Source organism: Rhizobium redzepovicii, assembly GCF_019793435.1.
GTDB lineage: Bacteria > Pseudomonadota > Alphaproteobacteria > Rhizobiales > Rhizobiaceae > Rhizobium > Rhizobium redzepovicii.
In genome coordinates, this window is sequence record NZ_JAILYH010000050.1 from 1 (window position 1) to 2,068 (window position 2,068).

Below are 2,068 nucleotides of genomic sequence, written 5' to 3' on the forward strand. Positions count from 1 at the left end.
TCGCCGTCCTTGATATCGAGATCGATCGAAGGGATGACCTTGGCTTCGCCGAAGACCTTGGAAACCTTCTGAAGGGTAATGCTGCCCATGTTTGTCTCCCTTTATCTTATTTCACAGCGCCGAAGGTCAGGCCGCGGACGAGTTGTTTCTGGCTGAACCAGCCAAGGATCAGGATCGGCGCGATCGCCATCGTCGATGCCGCCGACAGCTTGGCGTAGAACAGGCCTTCCGGACTGGAATAGGAAGCGATGAAGGCCGTCAGCGGCGCCGCCTTGGAGGCGGTGAGATTGAGCGTCCAGAACGCCTCGTTCCAGGCAAGGATGATGTTCAAAAGCAGCGTCGAGGCAATGCCGGGCACCGCCATCGGCGTCAGCACGTAGACGATCTCCTTCATCAGCGATGCCCCGTCCATGCGGGCCGCCTCGAGGATTTCGCCCGGGATTTCCTTGAAGTAGGTATAGAGCATCCAGACGATGATCGGCAGATTGATCAGTGTCAGCACAATCACCAGGCCGGTGCGCGTGTCGAGCAGGCCCGAATTGCGAAACAGCAGGTAGATCGGGATCAGCGCGCCCACAGGCGGCATCATCTTGGTCGACAGCATCCACATCAGCACGTCCTTGGTCCGCTTGGTCGGCGAAAACGCCATCGCCCAGGCGGCGGGAATAGCGATGATCAGGCCGATCAGCGTCGAGCCGAAGGAAATGATCACCGAGTTCATGAAGTGGCTGAGATAGTTCGACCGGCTCTGCACCTCCGCATAGTTCTCCGTCGTCCAATGGAAGAACAGGAACTGCGGTGGCGAGGCGATGGCATCGGCTTCCGACTTGAAGCTGGTCAGGAACGTCCAGAGGATCGGGAAGAAGATCAGGATGCCGAGCGTCCAGGCGATCGCGGTGACGATGACCTTGCGCTGCGTTGTGACTTTTCTGGCCATCTCAAGCCTCCAGATTCTTGCCGACGAGGCGGACGAGGAAGATCGCGACGATATTGGCAAGCACGACGGCGACGATGCCGCCCGCCGAAGCGCCGCCGATATCGAACTGCAGCAGCGCCTGGGCATAGACGAGATAGGTGAGGTTGGTGCTGTCGGTGCCCGGCCCGCCATTGGTGGTGACGAGAATTTCGGCAAAGACCGAAAGCAGGAAGATCGTCTGGATCAGGATCACCACGGTGATGGCCCGCGCCATGTGCGGCAGGATGATGTAGATGAATTTCGAGATCGGACCGGCGCCGTCCATTTCGGAGGCTTCCTTCTGCTCCTCGTCAAGCGACTGCAGCGCCGTCAGCATGATGAGGGTGGCAAAGGGCAGCCATTGCCAGGCGACGATCAGAATGACGGAGAACAGCGGCGCATTCGCCAGCCAGTCGATCGGCTGCAGGCCGAGCGCCTTGGCAAGATGGGCAAACAGGCCGTTGACCGGGTTCATGAACATGTTCTTCCACACCAGTGCTGCCACCGTCGGCATGACGAAGAACGGCGCGATCACCAGAATGCGCACGATGCCCTGTCCGTACATCGGCTGATCAAGCAGCAGCGCAAAGGCGATGCCGCCGATGACGGTGATCAGCAACACGCCGGCAACGAGCAGCAGCGTATTGATCAGCGCCGCGATGAAGGCCGGATCGGACAGGAAGTATTCGTAGTTGAGCAGACCGACGAAACTCTCCATGCCGGGGCTGAGCAGATTGTAGTTCAGCAGCGAGAAATAGATCGTCATCGCAAGTGGGACGATCATCCATGCAAAGAGGAGCAGCACGGAGGGCGCAATCATCAGGCGCGCCGCGGAGCGGGTATGCAAGGTTGCCATGGCAATCACCGATCTGATCTGAAGCGGGGAGCGGCCGCAGGAAGGCTTTGTCTGAAAAAGCGGCCGCCGATGCAGTTCGGGCATCGGCGGCCCAGAGGGGCGGATTGTCAAGAATCCGCCTCTTGCTCAGGAGGTTGTTATTTGATGTAGCCGGCTTTGGTCATTTCCCGGGTTGCCAGCTGCTGGGCGCTCTTCAACGCCTGATCGACCGAAATCTGGCCGGCAAGGGCTGCCGAGAACTGCTGACCCACCGCCGT

2 protein-coding genes are annotated in these 2,068 nt (G+C 59.5%); both read right to left on the reverse strand.

Annotated features, from left to right (window positions below; translation table 11 throughout):
* Positions 1-106: 106 nt before the first annotated feature.
* Positions 107-937 (reverse strand): carbohydrate ABC transporter permease, encoded by an 831-nt coding sequence (locus K6N12_RS33475; protein ID WP_064819036.1) that lies wholly within the window; start codon positions 935-937, stop codon positions 107-109.
* A 1-nt stretch (position 938) separates the two neighbouring features.
* Positions 939-1,811, reverse strand: a complete 873-nt coding sequence (locus K6N12_RS33480; protein WP_131711872.1) for a carbohydrate ABC transporter permease — start codon at positions 1,809-1,811, stop codon at positions 939-941.
* Between the last annotated feature and the right edge of the window lie 257 nt (positions 1,812-2,068).